This is a genomic window from Azospirillum sp. VT-I1 (assembly GCF_055698305.1).
Genome location: NZ_CP168802.1, coordinates 817,615 through 835,282, shown reverse-complemented (window position 1 = coordinate 835,282; position 17,668 = coordinate 817,615). Strand labels below are relative to the sequence as shown.

Annotated in this window: 16 protein-coding genes and 1 pseudogene; 8 read left to right on the top strand and 9 right to left on the bottom strand. The window is 70.5% G+C overall.

Features of this window, described 5'->3' with window-relative positions; all coding sequences use genetic code 11:
* Genes flhA through AB8P05_RS17735 form a run of 6 tightly spaced genes read left to right on the top strand, consistent with a single transcriptional unit; the run spans position 1 to position 6,506 of the window.
* Positions 1–2,184 (top strand): flagellar biosynthesis protein FlhA, encoded by a 2,184-nt coding sequence (gene flhA / locus AB8P05_RS17760; protein WP_472759594.1) that lies wholly within the window; start codon positions 1–3, stop codon positions 2,182–2,184.
* A 45-nt stretch (positions 2,185–2,229) separates the two neighbouring features.
* Positions 2,230–3,489: a flagellar biosynthesis protein FlhF gene (locus AB8P05_RS17755; RefSeq protein ID WP_472759593.1), complete on the top strand. Its 1,260-nt coding sequence runs from the start codon at positions 2,230–2,232 to the stop codon at positions 3,487–3,489.
* Positions 3,486–4,283, top strand: a complete 798-nt coding sequence (locus AB8P05_RS17750) for a MinD/ParA family protein (RefSeq protein WP_472759592.1) — start codon at positions 3,486–3,488, stop codon at positions 4,281–4,283. The genes AB8P05_RS17755 and AB8P05_RS17750 overlap by 4 nt, the downstream gene beginning before the upstream one ends.
* Positions 4,284–4,291: 8 nt before the next feature.
* Positions 4,292–5,146 (top strand): hypothetical protein, encoded by an 855-nt coding sequence (locus AB8P05_RS17745; protein WP_472759591.1) that lies wholly within the window; start codon positions 4,292–4,294, stop codon positions 5,144–5,146.
* Entirely contained in the window at positions 5,137–6,156 is a 1,020-nt protein-coding gene (locus tag AB8P05_RS17740) for a hypothetical protein (protein WP_472759590.1), read from the top strand. Before AB8P05_RS17745 ends, AB8P05_RS17740 begins: the two co-directional genes overlap by 10 nt.
* Positions 6,153–6,506, top strand: coding sequence for a hypothetical protein (locus AB8P05_RS17735; protein ID WP_472759589.1), 354 nt, complete (start codon positions 6,153–6,155; stop codon positions 6,504–6,506). Before AB8P05_RS17740 ends, AB8P05_RS17735 begins: the two co-directional genes overlap by 4 nt.
* Before the next feature lie 10 nt (positions 6,507–6,516).
* Here the strand turns inward: AB8P05_RS17735 and mnhG are convergent, their stop codons facing one another.
* From mnhG to AB8P05_RS17695, 8 genes and pseudogenes are all read right to left on the bottom strand, one after another.
* Positions 6,517–6,867 carry a monovalent cation/H(+) antiporter subunit G gene (mnhG, locus tag AB8P05_RS17730; RefSeq protein WP_472759588.1) on the bottom strand — a complete coding sequence of 117 codons (351 nt, stop codon included), beginning with the start codon at positions 6,865–6,867 and terminating at the stop codon, positions 6,517–6,519.
* Positions 6,864–7,132: pseudogene (locus tag AB8P05_RS17725) on the bottom strand (K+/H+ antiporter subunit F). Before AB8P05_RS17725 ends, mnhG begins: the two are co-directional and overlap by 4 nt.
* Before the next feature lie 8 nt (positions 7,133–7,140).
* Positions 7,141–7,629, bottom strand: coding sequence for a Na+/H+ antiporter subunit E (locus AB8P05_RS17720; protein WP_472759587.1), 489 nt, complete (start codon positions 7,627–7,629; stop codon positions 7,141–7,143).
* Positions 7,626–9,224, bottom strand: coding sequence for a monovalent cation/H+ antiporter subunit D (locus tag AB8P05_RS17715; protein ID WP_472760124.1), 1,599 nt, complete (start codon positions 9,222–9,224; stop codon positions 7,626–7,628). The genes AB8P05_RS17720 and AB8P05_RS17715 overlap by 4 nt, the downstream gene beginning before the upstream one ends.
* Before the next feature lie 8 nt (positions 9,225–9,232).
* Positions 9,233–9,577 carry a Na+/H+ antiporter subunit C gene (locus AB8P05_RS17710; protein WP_455173741.1) on the bottom strand — a complete coding sequence of 115 codons (345 nt, stop codon included), beginning with the start codon at positions 9,575–9,577 and terminating at the stop codon, positions 9,233–9,235.
* Position 9,578: 1 nt separating this feature from the next.
* Complete coding sequence (locus tag AB8P05_RS17705) at positions 9,579–12,530, bottom strand: monovalent cation/H+ antiporter subunit A (RefSeq protein ID WP_472759586.1); 2,952 nt, start codon at positions 12,528–12,530, stop codon at positions 9,579–9,581.
* 41 nt (positions 12,531–12,571) lie between these two features.
* Positions 12,572–13,081, bottom strand: coding sequence for a PTS sugar transporter subunit IIA (locus AB8P05_RS17700; protein WP_455173739.1), 510 nt, complete (start codon positions 13,079–13,081; stop codon positions 12,572–12,574).
* Positions 13,068–13,982 (bottom strand): universal stress protein, encoded by a 915-nt coding sequence (locus tag AB8P05_RS17695; protein ID WP_472759585.1) that lies wholly within the window; start codon positions 13,980–13,982, stop codon positions 13,068–13,070. The genes AB8P05_RS17700 and AB8P05_RS17695 overlap by 14 nt, the downstream gene beginning before the upstream one ends.
* Before the next feature lie 242 nt (positions 13,983–14,224).
* On the opposite strand from AB8P05_RS17695, the gene AB8P05_RS17690 reads away from it, so the two are divergent.
* The gene (locus AB8P05_RS17690) at positions 14,225–15,892 is read left to right on the top strand and encodes a sensor histidine kinase (protein WP_472759584.1); all 1,668 of its coding nucleotides are present in this window, start codon (positions 14,225–14,227) and stop codon (positions 15,890–15,892) included.
* Complete coding sequence (locus tag AB8P05_RS17685) at positions 15,889–16,509, top strand: response regulator transcription factor (protein WP_472759583.1); 621 nt, start codon at positions 15,889–15,891, stop codon at positions 16,507–16,509. Before AB8P05_RS17690 ends, AB8P05_RS17685 begins: the two co-directional genes overlap by 4 nt.
* 9 nt (positions 16,510–16,518) lie before the next feature.
* Here the strand turns inward: AB8P05_RS17685 and AB8P05_RS17680 are convergent, their stop codons facing one another.
* Positions 16,519–17,409, bottom strand: coding sequence for a cell wall hydrolase (locus AB8P05_RS17680; protein WP_472759582.1), 891 nt, complete (start codon positions 17,407–17,409; stop codon positions 16,519–16,521).
* Positions 17,410–17,668 lie beyond the last annotated feature (259 nt).

The window sequence follows — 17,668 nt, the reverse complement described above, 5'->3', positions numbered from 1 at the left end:
ATGGCGCTGACGGAGCAGAATGGTGGCGGGGGCGGTGGCGGCCGGGGCGGCGGTCCCGGCAACATGGCCGCCTTCGGCGAGATGTGGACGGTCGCCAAGGCGTCGCTGAAGCGCGGCGACGTGGCGATGGCAATCGGCATCCTGATCGTCGTGGTCGGGCTGATCATGCCGCTGCCCAGCGTCATGCTCGACATGATGCTGGGACTGAACATCACCATCTCCATCCTGATCCTGATGGTGGTGCTGTTCATCGAAAAGCCGCTGGAGCTGTCGTCCTATCCGACGATCCTGCTGATCACCACGCTGCTGCGCCTGTCCCTGAACATGGCCTCCACGCGCCTGATCCTGACGCAGGGGCACGAGGGAACGTCGGCCGCCGGCCATGTCATCGAGGCCTTCGCCAACCTCGTCATGGGCGGCGATTTCGTCATCGGCGTGATCATCTACGCCATCCTGACCATCGTGAACTTCAAGGTCATCACCGCCGGTTCGGGCCGCATCGCCGAAGTGGCGGCGCGCTTCACCCTCGACGCCATGCCCGGCAAGCAGATGGCCATCGACGCCGACCTGTCGGCCGGCATGATCGACGAGGCCACCGCGCGCGCCCGCCGCAAGGAGTTGGAGGACGAGAGCGCCTTCTTCGGCTCCATGGACGGTGCGTCGAAGTTCGTGAAGGGCGACGCGGTCGCCGGCCTGATGATCATGTTCATCAACATCATCGGCGGCGTCACCATCGCGGTGCTGCGCCACGATATGCCGGTGATGCAGGCGCTGGACACCTTCACCAAGCTGACCATCGGTGACGGCCTCGTCTCGCAGATCCCGGCGCTGGTCATCTCAATCTCCGCCGGCTTCCTGGTGTCGAAGGCCGGCATGGGCGGCTCGACCGACAAGGCGGTGGTGGGGCAGCTGACCGGCCACAGCCAGGCCCTGGCCCTGTCGGCCGGCGCCATCGGCATTCTGGCCCTGATGCCGGGCATGCCGATCCTGACGCTGGCCCCGGTCATCGCCGCCGTGGGCGCCGCCGCCTGGTACATGCCGCGCCTGCGCGCCAAGAAGGAGGCGGAAGAGGCCGCGGCGGCGGAGGAGGCGGCGGCAGCCGGCGGGGCGCCGGGCGGCATGCCCGGAGCCGGACCGGCACCGGACGAGCCGATCGCCACCGCGCTCGCCATCGACCTGATCCGGCTGGAACTGGGCTACGGCCTGCTGTCGCTCATCAACCAGCCGCAGGCGGGCAGCCACCGGCTGACCGACCAGATCAAGGGGCTGCGCCGGCAGATCGCCGGCGAGGTCGGCTTCGTCATGCCGGCGGTGCGCATCCAGGACAACCTGCAGCTTCCGCCCAACACCTACATCATCCGCGTGAAGGAGATCGAGGCCGGGCGCGGCGACATCCGGCCCAACATGCTGCTGGTCATGGACCCGCGCGGCGACGCCATGAGCCTGCCCGGCGAACAGACGGTGGAGCCGACCTTCGGCCTGCCCGCCATCTGGATCGAGCCGGGATACCGGGAGGAGGCGCTGTTCAAGGGCTACACCGTGGTCGACCCCTCGACCGTGGTCACCACCCACCTGACCGAGCTGATCAAGGACAACATGCAGGAGCTGCTGTCCTTCACCGAGACGCAGAAGCTGCTGGACGAGACCGACAAGGAACACCAGAAGCTGATCGCCGATGTGGTGCCGAATCAGATCACTGTGGGCGGATTGCAACGGGTGTTGCAGAATCTCCTTGCCGAACGCGTTTCGATCCGGGATCTTCCCACCATATTGGAAGGGGTATCCGAAGCGACCAGCCAGACCCGCAGCATCACCCAGATCACCGAGCATGTGCGGTCCCGCCTTGCCCGGCAGATCTGCGACGCGAACACGAACGAGATGGGCTTCATCCCGCTCGTCACCCTGTCGCCCGAATGGGAGCAGGCGTTCGCCGAGTCTCTGGTGGGCGACGGCGACGACCGGCAGCTGACGATGGCCCCGTCCCGCCTGCAGCAGTTCATCACCTCCGTCCGTCAAACCTTCGAGCGACATGCCATGATGGGCGAGAGCCCCGTTCTGTTGACCAGCCCGCTGATCCGGCCGTTCGTCCGCTCCATCGTCGAGCGGTTCCGGCCGGCTACCGTGGTCATGTCCCAGAACGAGATCCACCCGAAGGCCCGCATCAAGACCCTGGGGCAGATCTGATGGTGCGCGCCCTTCTCTCCCCTTGCCTGACGGAAGGCACCGCCGATGCGGCTGAAGTCCTTCCACGCCAAGACCATGTCCGACGCCATGCGGATGGTGCGCCAGTCGCTGGGCGACGACGCCATCATCGTCGCCACGCGCGAGGAGGAAGGCGGCGGCGTGCGCGTCACGGCGGCGGTGGAGGAGGACGACCTGCCGGCCGCCCCGGCTTCCGGCGGCGCGCGCGGCGGCCGGGCCAAGGCGCCGCCCCAGCCGGTCGAACCCGAGATCGACGTGGGCGAAATGGTGGCCGATGCCCTGCAGCGCCACGGCGTCCCCGCCAGCCTGGCCGAACAGCTGATCGACGCCGCATCCGGCCTCGATACCGAGGATCCGCGCCTGGCGCTCGGCTCCGCTCTCGACTCCTACTTCACCTTCAATCCGCTGCCGGACGGGCGCACGCCGGTGAAGCCGCTGGCGCTGGTCGGGCCGCCGGGATCGGGCAAGACGCTGGTCGCGGCCAAGCTGGCGGCCCGCGCCGTCTTCAAGAAGCGGTCGGTCGGCGTCATCACCACCGACACGGTGCGCGCGGGCGGGGTGGACCAGCTGGCCGCCTTCACCCGGCTGATGAAGCTGAAGCTGGCGACGGTGGAGGACCCCGACGCGCTGGCCGGCGCCTTCGAGGTCCACCGCAAGACCGACCTCGTGCTGGTCGACACCGCCGGCCGCAACCCGTTCGACGCCGAGGACATGCAAGACCTGCGCGCCATGCTGTCCGCCGGGGAGGTGGAGCCGGTGCTGGTCCTGCCCGCCGGGCTGGACGCGCTGGAGGCCGCCGACATGGCGCTGGCCTTCAAGGCGGTCGGCGTGCGGCGCATGCTGGTCACCCGGCTGGACATGGCCCGCCGGCTGGGCAGCCTGCTGGCGATCGCCGCCCGCGCCCGGCTGTCCTTCTGCGACGCCAGCGTGTCGTCCAAGGTGGCGGAGGGGCTGACCGCGCTGAATCCGCTGGCGCTCGCCCGTATGATGATCCCGGCCGAGGAAAAGGCGCCCGCCGCCAAGGAGACGGCGCCGCGCCGCACCGCCCGCCCCGCGGATTGGGACGAGGAGGACGACGGGCAGCCGGATCATGGGCCTGACCCGACGCCGGAGCGCAAGCCGAGCTTCGGACGGGGCTATGAGCCGGAGGAGGATGAGCCGGAACTCGCCCCGGCACCGCCGCCGGCACGCAGGGCCGCCGCCGCCAAGCCTACGAAACCCGCAACCGCCAAGTCCGCAACCAAGGCAAAAGCCGCCAGTTCCCCCTCGTCGAGGACCCTGCCATGACCGATCCGGTGTTCCCGGCCGCCCTCAAGAACGTTCGCCCGCTGCGCGGCGCCAACGTCATCGCCGTGGCCAGCGGGAAGGGCGGCGTCGGCAAGACGTGGTTCTCCATCACGCTCAGCCACGCCCTGACCAAGGCGGGAATGAACACCCTGCTGTTCGACGGCGACCTCGGCCTCGCCAACGTCGACATCCAGCTGGGCTTTTCGCCGAAGAACGATTTGGGCGCCGTCATCAACGGCGAGGTGACGCTGGCCAAGGCGGCGCAGCGCTTCCCCGACACCGGCTTCGACATCATCGCCGGCCGGTCGGGGTCGGGCACGCTGGCGCAGCTGCCGAGCCAGCGCCTGTCCGGCCTGCGCAACGACCTGCTGGAACTCGCCAGGAGCTATGACCGCGTGGTGATGGACATGGGCGCCGGCGTCGACCGCACGGTGCGCACGCTGTCCGGCCCGGCCGGCACCACCCTGGTGGTGACGACGGACGAGCCGACCTCGCTGACCGACGCCTATGCCTTCATCAAGCTGACCCACGCCACCAACCCGTCGGCCGACCTGCGGATCGTGGTGAACATGGCGCAGAGCGTGAAGGACGGCGAGCGGACCTACGGCACCATCCTGAAGGCCTGCCAGAACTTCCTGAAATACAAGCCGGCGCTGGCGGGCATCATCCGCCGCGACCTGAAGGTGCGCGACGCCATCCGCAACCAGACCCCGCTGTTGACCCGCTCGCCCGCCTGCGACGCGGCGCGCGACGTCGAGGCCATCGTGCAGCGGCTGCTGGCAAGCTCCAAGTAACGGGACCGATGGGCGGGGCGCTCCCACCGTCGGTCACGCCTGCCGCCGCCGCCACCGCCGCGGCGGCTCCCGCCACGCCCGCACCCGTCACGGCCGAGGCCAAGGTCGTCCAGCTGCCCGAACGGCTGCCGGAGGTGACCCGCCCGGTGGTGCTGACCGGCACCGTCGCCGGCCAGACGCCGGAGGGACTGACCCGCGTGCGCACGTCGGCGGGCGAACTGCTGCTCGACAGCAAGGCGGAACTGCCGCCCGACAAGCCGGTCACCGTCCAGCTCACGCCGTCCACCTCCACTCCGGCGGCAGCGGTCCCGGCCAAGCCGAGCGCGCTGATCCTGCTGCAGGCGCTGGGCACCCCAGCCGGCAATGCTGCGGGCGGAACGGCCCCGGCCACGCCTGCAGGCACCCCGGCGGCCGGCAATGCGGCCGCTCCCGCCGTGCTGCTGCCGACCCCTGCCCCGGCCACGCCGTCCGCCCTGCCGCCGCTGCTGCCGGGCACGGTGGTGCCGGCGCTGGTGATCGCCGGCGGATCGGGCGCCAAGCCGTCAACGGCGGCACCGGCCGGCGGCGCGGCCCCCAACCGGCGGCTCCCGCCCCAGCCGGCACGAATCCGGCCGGACCGGCCAAGCCTGACACCGGGCCATCCACCGCACCGGCGCCCGCCACACCGGCACTGGCCACCCCGACCATGCCGGCTCCGCCGACGGGCGGGGGAAGCGCAACTTTCGGCACTCCGGTCCAATTGGGCGGCGATGCGGCGCACCCCGGTGCCGGTTCCCCGGCGACGCCGGACCGCCCGTCGGCCCCAACAGCCGGCACCCCCGCCGAACCGCCCGACCTGCCGCGCGGCGCCACCGTGGCGCTGAAGATCCTGACCGTCACCCCGCCGCCGCAACAGCCGCGCCCGCCCGGCGATCCGGAAGCCGGCGGACGCGGCGGGCAAACCGGAAACCAGGCGGGTGGTCAGGCCGCAGGCCAGCCGGCGCTCCCGGACGCCGCGGATCCCGCCGTCCCGCCCGACACCCCCGTCCTGCGCGGCACCGTCGCCGGCAGCACGCCGCAGGGCCAGCCGATCCTGGCGACCAAGCAGGGCATGCTGGCGCTCAACGTGCCGGCCAGCCTGCCGCCGGGCGCCAAGGTCACCGCCGCGCTCGCCGACCTCGCCCAGGCGACCCAGGCGGCGGCCCCCACCCTGCCCGGCGCGCCGGGGCCGCTCGGCGACCGCGACTGGCCGGCGATGAGGCAGCTGATGGCGACGCTGGCGGCGTCGGACCCGGCGCTGGCCAAGTCGATGCTTGCGACCATGCCGCAGCCGAACCGCAAGCTGACCGCGGCGCTGGGCTTCTTCCTGGCGGCGATGCGCGGCGGCGACGCCCGCGGCTGGCTGGGCGACGATGCATCGTCCGCGCTCGACCGGGCCGGGCGGCGCGACCTGCTGGACCGGCTGGAAAAGGATTTCGAAGGGCTGCGCCGCGAGGCTGCGGAGCCGCTGCCGGGCGACTGGCGCAGCTACACCATCCCGCTGATGGATTCGACCGGCCCGAAGCCGATCAAGCTGCATGTCCACCCCCTTAAGGAGGATGAGGAGGGCGACGGCAAGCCGCGCGGCAAGCCCGGCAGCCGCTTCCTGATCGACCTGGACCTCAGCCGCTTCGGGCCGATGCAGCTGGACGGGCTGGTGCGGCCGAACCATTTCGACCTGATCCTGCGCAGCCATGCCGCCCTGCCGCCGGAGCTGCGGGTGGAGCTGATCCAGGTCTTTGCCGACAGCGTCCGGGCGGTGGGTTACAGCGGCGGACTGTCCTTCCAGTCCGGCGCCCGCAGCTGGGTGAAGCTGACCCGCGCCGGGCAGGCCGGGCTTGGAGTATCCGCATGAGGCGCGAGCGGCTGACCACCCGCCCCTCCCCCGACGCCCGCCACGATTATCTGGTGGAGTTGCGCGGGGAGCCGATGGCCGGCACGCGCCTGACCCTGCGTCTGGTCCCGGACCGGCTGGTGCCGGACCCCGCCTCCGTCGCCGCCTATCTGGCGGAGTTCGCGGGATTCCAGGACGGGCTGGAGGCGCTGGCGCTCGCCATCCTCGACGATCTCAACAACGAACTGGTGCCGCGCTGGGTCGAGGTGGTGCTGGAGCGCGACACGCCCCTGCCCCACCGCGTGGTGATCGAGGACAGGCAGCCGAACTGGGACAACCCGCAACTGATGGGGCGGCTGCGTCGGATTTGAGGAAGCCCGGTCAATCCGAAGGCGGAGGCGGCACCTCCTCGCTTCCTTCCGTGCGGTCGCGGTAGAGGGCGGCGCGGGCCAGCAGCATCAGGGTGATCGGCGTGGTGACCACCATCAGGGCGGTGATGAGCAGCTCGTGGATGATCGCCCGGCTTTCCAGGACGGAAAAGAACAGCATCGAGGCCAGCAGGATGCAGCCGATGCCCAGCGTCGACCCCAGCGTCGGGGCGTGGACGCGCTGGTAGAAGCTGTCGAAGCGCAGCAGGCCGACCGTCCCGATCAGCGTCAGGACGGCGCCGGTCAGCAGCAGCAGGCAGGTCAGGACCGCCGCCCAGGCGGGAATCTCGGCCAGATGGGTCATTCGATCACCTCCCCGCGCATCAGGAACTTCGCCAGTGCCGCCGTCGACACGAAGCCCAGCAGGGCGATGATCAGCGCCGCCTCGAAATACAGGATGCTGCCGGTGCGGATGCCGAAGGTCAGCAGCAGCATGGTCGCCGTGACATAGAGGGTGTCCATCCCCAGCACGCGGTCCTGCGCCCGCGGCCCCTCAGCACCCGGTAAGCCGCGAAGGCCATGGCGATCACCAGCAGGATCTGGGTAAGGAAGATCGTTCCCGTCAGCATGTGCACGATCATTCGAACAGCTCCATCAGCCGTGTCTCGTACCGTCCCTTGATGAGGTCGATCCACTCCTGCTCGTCCACGAGGTCGAGGATGTGCAGCAGGATGGTGTTCCGTGACCGGTCATAGGCGACCCACACCGTGCCCGGGGTGGCGGTGAGGATGCAGGCCAGCGTCGCCAGCCCGTAGGGCGCCCGAAGGTCGAGCGGAATGCGCAGGAAGCCCGACACCTGTTCCCCGCGGCCCGGCCGCAGGATGATCTTCGCCACGGCGATGTTGGAGCGGACGATGTCCGCCAGCACCAGCACCAGCAGCGACAGCGCGGCCCGCGGCCGACGGAACCGCCCGGACGGCAGGTCCAGCGTGTTCAGCGTCGCCACGGTCGCCAGCGACAGCACGCCGCCCAGGATGATCGTCCCCGGCGCCACGCTTTCGTTCAGCAGCAGCCAGACTCCCAGCAGGGTCGCGATCATCATGGGATAGGGCAACCATCTTCTCATTCCTTGCCTCCCATCCCGGGGGCGCGGGTCACGGACAACACGGCACCGGCATAGCCGCCCGGATCATGCAGCGAACGCGCGGTGTCCTCCATGTAGCGCATCGCCGGAGCGGCCTGGACCGTCAGCGCCACGTTGAGGGCGAGCAGCAGCAGGACCGGGGCGATCTCCGCCACCCGTACGCGCGGAACCTCCTCGGTGGGGGAGGCCCAGAAGGCGTTGATGCCGGCACGCGTCATCGCCACCACCGTCGCCAGCCCGGACAGGACCAGCGCCGCCAGCAGCGCCCAGGTGGTGGCCGGCACGTCCGGGCCGGCGGCCAGCAGCGGCGACAGGATGGCAAACTTGGCGAGGAACCCGGACAGCGGCGGCAGTCCGGCGAGCAGCAGCGCGCTGGACATGAAGCCGATGCCGAGGATCGCCATAGTCGCCGGGATGGCGACGCCGGCCCCGCCGTCGTCCGCATCCTCGTCGTCGCCCTCGCCATAAGCCTCGCGGGTCACCGCCAGCACGTCGGCGCCGACGCCGCGGCCGCGCTCCACCAGCTCCACCACCAGGAAGAAGCCGGCGACCGCCAGCACGGAGCTGGCGAGGTAGAACAACGCGCCGCCGGTCACCGACAGCTGCCCGGCGCCGATGGCGGCCAGCAGGGTGCCAGACGACACCAGCACGCTTGCCCCGGCCAGCCGGGCCATGTTCTGTGTCGCCAGCACGGCGATCGAGCCGAAACCGATGGTCAGCAGCCCGCCGATCAGCAGCACGTTGCCGCCGAAGCCGGAGGAGGCGCCGGCATCCTCGCCGAACACCAGCAGCCACAGCCGCAGCACGGCATAGACGCCGACCTTGCTGAGGATGGAGACGATGGCGGCCGACGCCGCACCCAGGGTGGAATAGGTGTTGGGCAGCCAGAAGCCCAGCGGCCACATCCCCGCCTTGATGAGAAAGGCGACGCCGAGAATGGCCGCCCCCGCCTCCAGCAGCCCGCGGTCCTCCGTCGCCAGCCCAGCGACCCGCCCGGCCAGATCGGCCATGTTGAGCGTGCCGGAGATGCCGTAGATCATGCTGACGCCGATCAGGAACAGCAGCGACGCGGCGAGGTTGATGGCGACGTAATGCAGCCCCGCCCGCACCCGCGCAAGGCCCGAGCCGTGCAGCGCCAGCCCGTAGGAGGCGGCCAGCATGATCTCGAAGAAGACGAACAGGTTGAACAGGTCGCCGGTCAGGAAGGCGCCGTTCAGCCCCATCAACTGGAACTGGAACAGCGAATGGAAATGCGGCCCCGCCTTCTGCCAGCGCGGCAGCGAGAACAGCAGGGCGGCCACGCCCAGGATGCCGGTCAGCACCAGCATCAGCGCGGCGAAGCGGTCCAGCACCAGCACGATGCCGAAATTCGCCGGCCAGTCGCCCAGCCGGTAGACCCTGGTCCCTCCGGCGCCGGCATCCGCCACCGTCATCGCCAGCACGGCCAGACCGAGCAGCGCCAGCGCCGAGGACATGCCGATCACCGCCTTCAGTGTCCGCTGCCGCTCGTCGATCAGCATCATCGCAGCACCCGCGAAAAGGGGCAGGACGATGGGCGCGATCGTCAGATGATCCATCCAGCCGGTCACCGGTCCTTCTCCTTTCCGTCGACATGGTCGCTCCCGGTCAGGCCGCGGGACGCGAGCAGCACGACGAGGAACAGGGCGGTGGTGGCAAAACCGATGACGATGGCGGTCAACACCAGCGCCTGCGGCACCGGATCGGCATGCATGGCGAGATTGCCGGCCTGCCCGCCCTCCAGAATCGGCTCGGCGCCCGTGCGCAGGCCGCCAGTGGAGAAGATGAACAGGTTGACGGCATAGGAGAGCAGCGACAGCCCGACGATCACCTGGAAGGTGCGGGGCCGCAGAAGCAGCCACACGCCGGAGCCGGTCAGCACGCCGATGCCGAGCGAAAGGATCAGTTCCATGTCAGTCGTCTCCCACGGCGGTCGGCACGCGTTCGGGAATGGCCGGCATCTCCGCCGGGCGCGGCGTCGCGGCGCGGTGGCCGCGCACGGACTGGCGGGCCAGCGCGATCAGGATCAGGATCGTGGCGCCCACCACCAGGGCGAAGACGCCGATGTCGAACAGCAGGGCGCTCGCCACCGGGATCTTCCCCAGCACCGGCAGCTCGGCGTAGGTGAAATAGCTGGTCAGGAAGGGCCGGCCGAACATCCAGGCGGCAAGGCCGGTCCCGGCGGCCAGCAGAAGCCCCACCCCCATCCAGCGCATCGGCAGCACGCGCAGCCGCGTCTCCACCCACTGGATGCCGCCGAACATGTATTGCAGGATCATGGCGATCGCCACGGTCAGCCCGGCCGCGAAGCCGCCGCCCGGCAGGTCGTGGCCGCGCAGAAGCAAGAACAGCGCCACCATCAGGATCAGCGGGAACAGAAGCCGCGCGATCAGCGACGGGATGAACAGCCACTCCATCACCGTGTCGCCCTCCTTGCGGTCGGGCTGGGAGATGTCGTAGGCGCTCTGGTCACGCTGCTGTTCGGGAACGTCGACGCTGTCGGACGCCGGGCGGAAGCGGCGCAGCAGCGCATAGGCGGTCATCGCCACCGCGCCCAGGACGGCGATCTCCCCCATGGTGTCGAAGCCGCGGAAATCGACGAGGATGACGTTGACGACGTTGGTGCCGCCGCCCTCGCTGTAGGCAAGCTCCAGGAAATGCTGGGCCAGCAGTTCCGGCGGCAGGCGCGTCATCACGCCGAACGACAGCCCGGCCATGCCCGCCCCGGCGGCGATGGCGATGCCGAGGTCGCGCAGGCGGCGGCCCAGGGTGACCGCCTCCGCCCCGCGGGAACCGGGGATGTCCAGCCGCTTGGGCAGCCAGCGCAGGCCAAGCAGAAGCAGGATGGTGGTGACGACCTCCACCAGCAGCTGGGTGAGGGCGAGGTCGGGGGCGGAGAACCAGACGAAGGTGACGCACACCACCAGCCCGGCCCCGCCCAGCAGGATCAGCGCCGCCAGCCGGTGGAACTTCGCCTGCCAGGCCGCCCCCAGGGCGAAGGCGGCGCCCAGCGCCCAGATCAGCGCCAGCACCGGGTCGATGCCGGCCGGCTGCAGGTTACCCGGCGCCAGACCGCGCAGCCAGACTGCCACCCCGGCGGCCAGCACCGCCGCGCACACCACCAGCCTCAGCTGCGGCTGCAAGCGGCGGGTGCCGATCACCCCTTCCGCCGAGCGGGCGAGGCGCCAGGACAGGAAGACCATCGTCCGCTCGAACATGCGCCGCCCTTCCAGGCTGCGGATCAGCGGCGGTCCCTCGATCCCCTTGGCGAGATGGTCCTGCAGCAGCCGGTAGAGGCCGAGCCCGGCGGCGAAGGCGATCATGCTCATCAGCAGCGGCCGGTTGAAGCCGTGCCAGACCGCAAGGCTGTATTCCGGCGGCGTCCCGCCGAGCGCCGCGCGGGCGGCCATGTCCAGGTACGGGCCGACGGTGGCGGCCGGCAGGATGCCGATGACGATGCAGGCCAGCACCAGGATCTCCACCGGGAAGCGCATCCAGGCGGGCGGCTCGTGCGGCTTCTTCGGCAAATCCACCGGGTCCGGCCCGAAGAAGGCGCCATGGATGAAGCGCAGCGAATAGGCGACGCTGAAGGCGCTCGCCACCATCGCGGCGACCGGCAGCACGTCGAAGAACAGCGGCAGCGGCTCCTTGGCGGACAGCGCCTCGGCGAAGAACATCTCCTTCGACAGGAAGCCGTTCAGCAGCGGCACCCCCGCCATGGCGCCGGCGGCGATCAGGGCGAGGCGGGCGGTGAAGGGCATGAAGCGGTTCAGGCCGGACAGGCGCCGGATGTCGCGCGTTCCCGTCTCGTGGTCGATGATGCCGGCGGCCATGAACAGCGACGCCTTGAAGGTCGCGTGGTTGATGACGTGGAAGATCGCCGCCACCATCGCCAGCTCGCTGTTCAGGCCCAGCAGCAGGGTGATGAGCCCGAGATGGCTGATCGTCGAATAGGCCAGCAGCCCCTTCAGGTCATGCTGGAAGATGGCGACATAGGCGCCGATCAGCAGGGTGGCGAGGCCGGCGGAGCCGACGATCCAGAACCACGCCTCCGTCCCCGCCAGCACCGGCCACAGCCGCGCCATCAGGAAGACGCCGGCCTTCACCAGCGTCGCCGAATGCAGGTAGGCCGACACCGGGGTCGGCGCCGCCATGGCGTGCGGCAGCCAGAAATGGAAGGGGAACTGCGCGCTCTTGGTCAAGGCACCGAGCAGGATCAGCACCAGAGCCGGCAGGTAGAGCGGATGCGCCCGGATCAGGTCGCCCGCCGCCAGCACGGCGTCCAGCTCGTAACTGCCGACGATGTGGCCGAGAATCAGCACGCCCGCGAACAGGCAGAGGCCGCCGGTCGCCGTGACGGTCAGCGCCATGCGCGCGCCGTCCCGCGCGGCGGCGGTATGGTGCCAATAGCCGATCAGCAGGAAGGAGAAGAGGCTTGTCAGCTCCCAGAAGAAGGCGAGCTGGATCAGGTTGCCCGACAGCACCACCCCCGTCATCGACCCCATGAAGGCGAGGAGGAAGGCGAAGAAGCGCGGCACCGGGTCCTCGGCCGCCATGTAATAGCGGGCATAGACCACCACCAGCGTGCCGACACCGAACACCAGCCCGGCGAACAGCCAGGCGAAGCCGTCCATGCGCAGGGAGAAGTCCAGCCCCAGCGTCGGCATCCATTCCGCCGAATAACGGATCACGCCACCCGCCGACACCGTCGGGTAGGCGGACCACACCATCGCCAGCCCGACCAGCGCCACGCCGCCGGCCAGCCACGCCGCCGCGTTGCGCGCATGCGTGGGCAGCAGCCCGGCGGCGAGCGCACCGGCGAAGGGGAAGCCAACGGCGATCATGAGCAGCAGGGCGTCGGGCATGAAGTCCTACGGTCGGATGGGGCGGCGGGGACGGGCGGAGGTCAGAGGCCCGGCGGCGGGTCGTCCGGGTCCTTGACGAGGTCAGGGTCGTCCGCGTCGCGCGCGACGGCCTGGAGGACGATCCGGGCCGCGTCGTCGGGCGTCGCGGCACCGCGCAGCCGGCGCAGTGACTGCGGATCGCGCAGCGCCCCGCAGATCTCCGACATGGCGGCCAGCAGCCCCTTGCGGTTTGATGCCGGCCAGAGCGCCAGGAAAACGAGGTCGACCGGCTCGTCGTCGCGCGCGTCGAAATCGACCGCGCGCTGGAGCCGGGCGAACAGGACGACCGGCTCAGCGAGGTCGGCGAGTTCCGTATGCGGAAGCGCCACGCCCTTGCCCAGCGCGGTGGAGCCGATCTTCTCCCGCGCCAGCAGGGCATCCAGGATTTCCGGCGCCGGCCGGCCGCTGCGGGCCGCCGCCTCCGTCGCCAGCCGGTCGAGCAGCGCCGCCTTGTTGGCGGGAGCGGCGTCGAGGATGACGTCGTCCTCGGAAAAAAGCTCAGTGATGGCCATCCGGTTCTCCGCCATCTGGTTCTCCATAGTGGCCAAGGGTCGATGCGGACGGCGGGGCGCGGTCGGCACCCGTGCCGCCGACCAGCACATCGCAGGGCAGCGCCTCGATCACCTCCGAGGCCGTGCTGCCCAGCAGGGCGCGCGAAACGCCGCCGCGCCGGGCCGAGCCCAGCGCGACCAGATCGTAGCGTCCCTCCCGCGCCAGCTCGACGATCCGCCGTCCCGGCGAGCCGGTGAGGACGATCGTCTCGACCTCCGGGCCGCCGGCCGAGCTGCCGAGCGCTTTCCGGAAATCGTGCGCGAAGTGCCCGGTGTCCAGTGCCGCCGCGTCCGAGGCGGACAGGGACCGACCGGCGATGCCCGGCAGATCGACGACATGCAGCAGATGGATGCTGCCCTCCGCCATCAGCATCCGCACCCCGTCCACCGACGCGGCCGACCGTTCGGAGAAATCGACCGGCACCAGCGCCCGCAGATAGGGCTGAAGCGGCTTGTCGCGCACGATCAGCATCGGCGTTCCATCGGCGATGGCGATGCGCTCGACGGTGGAGGCCAGGAACAGGTCGGCCACCCGGTCGCGCTGGTGCAGGCCCACCACCAGCAGGTCGGGCCGCCACAGCCCGGCATAGCCGGCAACCCGGTGCTCGACCGCCTCACCGCGCACCGCGACCGCCTGGGCCCGGATCTCCGCCCCGCCCGGCACGGCAAGGATATGGCGCTGGAGTTCCGATTCGACATGGTGCAGCGGCAGGCAGCCGTAAGGACCGCCGGCGCCGTCGACGACATGCAACGCCGTCAGCTCCGCATCGAACCGGCGGGCGAGCTGGACGGCGCGCTCCAGGGCTCGGTCCGATTTCGGTTCCAGGTCGGTTGCCAGCAGGATGCGTCGAAGGGTCGCCATCGTGACTTTCCCGGTTTGGTGGTGTCTCCGGCCTGTTTCCGGGCCCCTGCTTCACGAAGGCGCCTCGCGACGAGAACGCCTTGCAAGGGACGGCTTGATGATCGGAAGTCGGCCCCAGTCTGTCCATGCCGGGAAATACGGACCCGAAAGCGTCGCGCGGCGTCCCGCAGAGTGTCCGTAGTAATACGGGGAAGATGATTTCACCTGATGCGGTCGGTGCCGGTCGGCGTTACCATCGCTCCATGCCACAGACTGTCCGCGACCGATGGATGTTCATTCCGGCCTATCTGGCCGCCCATATGCTTTTGGACTGGGTCAGCTTCATCCATGCGGTGTCGTCGATCAACATCACGCCGTGGAACCCGCCGGCCGGCCTGATGATGGGACTTTCGCTGCTGCTGGGCGTACGCGCGGTGCCGCTGGTCTGGCTGGGGCTGACCGCCGCCGACATCGTGGTCCGCGACCTGCCGGTTTCCCTGGGAACCACCCTTCTGGCGAACGGCGTCGTCGCCCTGGGCTATGGGGTGGCCGGCCAGTTGCTGCGCAAGGCCATCGATCCCGGGCTGTCCTGCCTGCGCGACATCGTCCTTCTGCTGGGCGGCAGCGCCGCGGCGGCGCTTGCCATCGGGCTGGGCTTCGTCGCCGTCCACACGGCGGCGGGCCTGTTCGGCTGGGCGGATTTCCCCGAGGTGGTGCTGCGCTTCTGGACCGGAGAGATCATCGGCATCGCCGTCCTGACCCCGATGGTTCTGCTCGCCCGCCGCATGACGGCGCCGCGCTGGTCATGGAGCGGCGCTGCCGAGATCCTGGCCCAGGGCGCGCTGATCGGCTTCACCCTGTGGCTCGATTTCGGCCCGCTGGCCTCGTCGCAGTACGAGCATTTCTATCTGCTGTTCCTGCCGGCCATCGCTGTCGCGGTGCGCCACGGGCTGGGCGGGGCGGTGCTGGCCTCCGCCGCGACGCAGGCAGGGCTGATCGCGGCCATCCAGGCGACCGGCGTCGATACCGCGCGCATGGCGCATTTCCAGCTTCTGATGCTGACGCTGGCCATCACCATCCTGCTGCTGGGCGCCGTGGTCAGCGAGCGCCGACGGGTGGAGGACAGGCTGCGGGTGCGGCAATCCGACCTCGCCCACGCCTCCCGCCTGATCGAAGCGGGCGAGATGGCGGCGGCGCTGGCCCATGAGCTGAACCAGCCGCTGGCGGCGACGATGGGCTATGCCCGTGCCGCCCGCAAGATCGCGCGAATGGAAGAGGCGTCGCCTCGCCTGAGCGAGATCCTCGACAAGACGGTCACCCAGGCGGAGCGTGCCGACCGCGTCATCCGCAGCCTGCGAGACTTCGTGCGCAAGGGCGCCCGCGACCGGGCGCCGCTGCCGGTCGCCACGCTGGTCGCCGACTGCCTGACGCTGGCCGGCCCGCTCGCCAGCCGGCATTCGGTGGAGATCGCCGCCGAGGTCGCCCCCGCCCTGCCGGCCATCGCCGGCGACGCGGTGCAGCTGCAGCAGGCGATCCTGAACCTCGTCCGCAATGCGGCGGAGGCGATGACGCCCGACGGCGGCCCACCCGAAGATCGCCGGGAGCGGCGCCGCATCGTGATCTTCGCCGGTCCGGCCGCCCAGCCCGGATTCGTTGCCATCGGCGTGCGCGACACCGGCCCCGGCCTTGCCGAGGTGGTGGAGCGCAACCTGTTCGCGCCCTTCGTCACCACAAAGCCGACGGGCATGGGGCTGGGCCTGTCCATCGTGCGCACCATCGTCGACTCCCATGGCGGCACCCTGACCGTGCGCAGCGGTAGTGGCAGTGGAGATGGGGGCGGAGATGGGGGCGGGGGCGGTGCGGAAGGGGGAACCGTGTTCCAGTTCACCATTCCCGTCCATGCGAAGGACACGGAAGGAGAGTCCGTATGACCACCGTGAAGCCCGTCGCCTTCGTGGTGGACGACGACGAGGCGGTGCGCGACGCCCTGGCGCTTCACCTGGATCTGGCCGGGTTATCGGTCCGCTGCTGCGCCTCGGCCGCGGAGTTCCTGGAGACGGCGTCGCCGGACCAGCCCGGCTGCGCCATCCTCGACATCCGCATGCCGGGCATGGACGGGCTGGACCTGCAGCAGGAGATGATCCGCCGCGGCCTGACCCTGCCCGTCATCATCATCACCGGCCATGGCGACGTGACCGCCGCCGTCCGCGCCTTCCGCGCCGGAGCGGTGGATTTCCTGCAGAAGCCCTTCGACGAGGATCTGCTGATCGAACGGGTGCAGGAGGCCTTCGAACGCGACCTCGCCGCCCGGCGCGCCGACGTGGAGGCCGGGGAGATCCGCCGCCGCCTCGCCCTGCTCAGCCCGCGCGAGTTGGAGGTGATGGAACTGGTGGCCGAGGGGTTGCCGAACAAGACCATCGCCCACCGGCTCTCCATCGGCATCCGTACGGTGGAGACCCACCGCGCCCGCGTGCTGGAGAAGATGGAGGCGCGCAACGCCCCGGAACTGGCGCGGATGCAGATGCGCCTGGGCGAGCGGCGGGAGTAGCCGGACGCCTCACTCGCCGACCTCCGCCACCTGGGTTTCGGCCGGGGCCGTGCGCTCGGCCGGGGCGGGCGGGTAGCGGTAGAAGGAATGGTCGCCGATGGAGGCGGTGCGCAGCCGCGCCTGCGCCCAGTCCGGCTTCTGCCGTCCGAGCGCCGCCTGGGTGGGCGGGCTGTAGAACAGCGAGGCACGCGCGGTCGGATCGGGCATCTCGTCGTCGTTCAGGCTCCAGGCGAGCCCGCGGGCCAGCCGCAGCGCCTCCTGGTCGGGGGCGAGCCGCAGCTTCGGCCAGGACGGCATGCCGCCCGCCCGGATCACCTGCGCCTGACGGCGGATGTCCGCCAGGATGCGCCGGGCCTCCGCCCGGTTGGCGACGCGGGGATCCTCCGCCACCTGCTGCGGTTCCGCCTGTTTCGCACGGGATTTCGCCGTCTTGGCCGGCTTACGGCGCTTCTGCGGTTCCACCTGCTGGGGCGGGGAGAAGGGTTCGAACTGGCCGGCCGCGACGACGACCCGGCAGGGCAGCGACGGCTGCGACGCCGACGCCGCCCGGTTGGCGACCACCCACATGACGGCGGCCATGGCGTCGGCCCCCTCGCCCCGCGCCTCGGCCCAGCCGGCCAGCGCAAGGCAACGGCGCTCGCGCTCCGCCTGCCAGGGGGTCAGCATGTAGACCGAGGAGCCGATGACAACGGGCTGCTTCGCCCCGCCCCGCTTGGGCACTCCGCCTTTCGCGTCGCCGACGAAGCGGGCGCAGCCGTCGTCGCCGGCAGGGCAGACGGGCTTCTCCGCCTGGAAGCCCCCGCTGATGAGAGCACCGATATCGGCACCGGCTTCCTGTGCGCCTGCGCCGGCGGGAACCAGAACGGTCGCGAACAGCAGGGCGAGGAGGGAGTGGCGCATCCCGGTCTCTCCGGTCTGGGGAAGGGGACTTCCTTCGACAGGAGCGGCAGACCGCAAGTTCCGTGATTCGTCTACCTCTCCGACGGCTTAAGCCTGAGGGCGGCGGACGTAATCCGGTCGAGTCCCGGATGGGCTTTCCAGGCGGTGGGATGTGTCGGATTCGGACATGAACCCGGGTACGCGCACATGCGAGGGAATGACCAACCCTCTGCCGCAGCAAGAATTTTCCGTCATCCCCGCGAAGGCGGGGATCCAGGGT